We start from the raw sequence: 2,887 nt of genomic DNA on the forward strand, positions 1-2,887 counted from the left end.
GTCAATCCACCATGCGCCGACGAGCCACTGCGCGGTCATGCTCGCGACAACCACGAACGACAACCATCCACACGTCACGGCCTCCATCGCGTCCGTACGTAGCGCCCTGCTTCCAATCTTCTCGGCAATTTCGATCTTGCGAAGGGCCAAGTAGCGCATGGCGGGAATCGCTATCAACGCGACGATGAACCCAGGCCTTGAGAATTCCTCGCCTGTAGCTTCCCGCAGACGCCATGCAGCGGCTGCTGCGACATAGGCAGCGAGGAGGAACAGCAGGCCGCCGCCGATCCGACCGGCGATGCGCTCGGCGCGCTCAGAGAATTTCTGCCCGTTGCGGAGCTCCACGGAGAGCCGCCACATGAGCACACCGGCCGATGCCAACTCAATGAGGCTGTCAAGCCCGAAGGCGAACACGACAAGGCTGCCGGCCGCGACACCTGCGGCAATCGAGACAGCCGCCTCCACGGTCATCCAAGCGATGGTGGCCCATTCGAGCCGGAAAGCTTGACGGATCAGCAGCAGCCGATCAACACGCGGCGACAGGATCAAGGGCGGCGGTGTGCAGCATTCTGTCATTGCCCTTAACCCGCATATTCGCCGCCTGCAATCTCCGATGCTTCGCCCGAATGAGGCCCCTATCGCTTAAGGCGCCTGCTCCTCTGCTGTCAACTGCACCGTCAATGAGGGCGGAAAACTCCACGGCGCGGCGGCTCTCTATGAGATTGTGCGGGAGCGTCTTACAGCGTCGCCAGGTGCTCGCGCGCGCTGAACGGCATTTTGGAGACGTGCCAGCGAACAATCGGAGTTCACAAGAGAGCCGGCCTTCCCGGAGAAGGAAGGGATAACCTGGTGTGCAGAAAGGCGGCCCGCGTTGTCAAAATAGATCGAACCCATGCACGGGCTTGGTCGTCGCCGGTTCAAAGTCTCCCCGGTGGCGCTGACGTGCGGCCGCGCGGGGCCCTCGAGAGATCAATCCCGAAAGCCGGCTTTCCGTTCCCGTTGGCTAAGCGGCAAGCTTGATCAGCCCGAGCTGCTGCAGCGCGGTGACGCCGTCGTCGAACCCGACATCCTCGGTGATCTTGCCGTCCTTCAGCTTCAGAACGGTCGTGCCTGTAAATCGCATTCTACGACCGGTGTTGGCGGGCAAGGAGCCGGCCAGGAAATCAGCGAATGCGGGGCCGGTGTGGGTCCCACCATCCCAGCGGCCGACCACACAGTCGCCCTCCGCGATCAGATCGGCGGCCCCCCAGAAATTGAGATCCGGAAAGGCTTGACGGAAATCCCCCATGAAGGCCTTGATGTCTTCCCGTCCCCGACGTGGCTCGTGCAGTGAATACTGAAGGAGCGCATCCGGCGCCGCAAGCTCATCGACAATTCCGAGATCGCACCTCTCACCCCAGAAGCTGGCGAACCAGCGGCCTACGGTCGCCTTGTTTTCATCTTCTCTCGACATGTTATATCTCCTGTTTGCTTCGTCGTCTCAACGTGGCTCGATCGATGCAGTGGACCTTGCAGCTGCCACCCGATTCCCGCTCTCTTCGTAAAGGCGGCAAGCGTGACAGACGACCGACTGGAGAAAGCATCCGTCGTGGCGGCGCGAGGATATGCAACGCGCGCGAGGTGGCGCTCACGCGCCAGCGCTGCCGAACTTCCAGACGGGGATGCCGAGCTTGCGTGCCTTGTCGGCCAGGTTCTCCTGAATACCAGTGCCCGGGAAGACCATTACGCCGATCGGCAGCACATCGAGCATCTGATCGTTCCGCTTGAAGGGTGCCGCCTTGGCGTGTTTGGTCCAATCGGGTTTGAAGGCAATTTGGGGTACCTTGCGATGGTCGGCCCAGCGGGCGGCGATACGCTCGGCGCCCTTCGGAGAACCGCCATGCAGAAGCACCATGTCCGGATGCTTGGCGTGGACCTGATCGAGCTTGTCCCAGATCAGGCGGTGATCGTTGCAATCGAGGCCTCCGGTGAAGGCGATCTTCGGTCCAGCGGGTAACAGCACCTCGGTATCCGCCCGGCGTCTGGCGGCAAGGAAGTCGCGACTGTCGATGACAGCCGAGGTCAAGGCGCGGTGGTTCACCATCGAGCCGCTGCGCGGATGCCAGTGCGATCCGGTGTGGCGGACGAAGTGCTCGGCTGCCTGGTCGCGGAAATATTCCATGCCGTTGCGCCGCTCGATCAGCGTCATGCCCTCGGCGGTGAGACGCTCCAGTTCGACCGATCGGATTTCAGAGCCATCCTGGTCGCACTGGCTTCGCTTCTGCGCCTGCTCGTTGTCGTCGAGCTGGCGTTCGATACGTTCGTTGGCGCGGTGGAAGAGATTGACAGTCGACCATAACAAGTCCTCGAGGTCGGGTTCGAGGCGGGTTTCGCTCAAGCTTGCGATCAGCGCGTCGAAGATGTCGGCGACGGCGACAGAAACGATACGGGCATCGGGGAGCGGTCTTGGGTCGGGCTCGTCCTGGAAGGGACGATAGCCGTGAAGCTGGAGTTCGGTGAGGACATGATCGGTTGGGGATGTGGCGTGCGGCGGCTCATCGCCTGTCTCGTTGTGCTCGATCGTCATGGCGGCTTTCCTCGGTCGGATTGGTCGCGCTCATCGCGGCCTTCATGGCGACGAAAGGCGGCGGGCGGACCGGACCTGCACCGCCGAGCGCAAGCGACAGCGGCCGAAGCAAAGCGGAGGATGGCGGGAGCCGGCTATTTTGCTTCGCGATGTAAAGCGCCGTCTTCGGCGCGACGGAAAATAGCCGGCTCCCGCCATTGCGTGGCCGGACCGCTTGCCGCAGGGTCGCCCTCTCACGAAGGCCGTGAGCGCGGTCCTCTCCGGCGACAGGAGAGGCCCAGGATCGAGTGCGCACGATCAGAGCGGCGCACCAGCCTGGTC

3 protein-coding genes are annotated in these 2,887 nt (G+C 62.8%); all 3 read right to left on the reverse strand.

Going from position 1 to position 2,887, the window contains the following annotated elements; all coding sequences use genetic code 11:
* Positions 1 to 549: cation transporter (locus WCB02_RS10185; RefSeq protein ID WP_423957950.1), on the reverse strand; the 549-nt coding region annotated here is incomplete at its 3' end.
* Between the two features lie 454 nt (positions 550 to 1,003).
* The gene (locus WCB02_RS10190) at positions 1,004 to 1,453 is read right to left on the reverse strand and encodes an ester cyclase (protein ID WP_423957951.1); all 450 of its coding nucleotides are present in this window, start codon (positions 1,451 to 1,453) and stop codon (positions 1,004 to 1,006) included.
* Between the two features lie 174 nt (positions 1,454 to 1,627).
* Positions 1,628 to 2,566, reverse strand: a complete 939-nt coding sequence (locus WCB02_RS10195; RefSeq protein ID WP_423957952.1) for a DUF2493 domain-containing protein — start codon at positions 2,564 to 2,566, stop codon at positions 1,628 to 1,630.
* Positions 2,567 to 2,887 lie beyond the last annotated feature (321 nt).

The organism is Bradyrhizobium sp. (assembly GCF_049581145.1).
Lineage (GTDB): Bacteria > Pseudomonadota > Alphaproteobacteria > Rhizobiales > Xanthobacteraceae > Bradyrhizobium.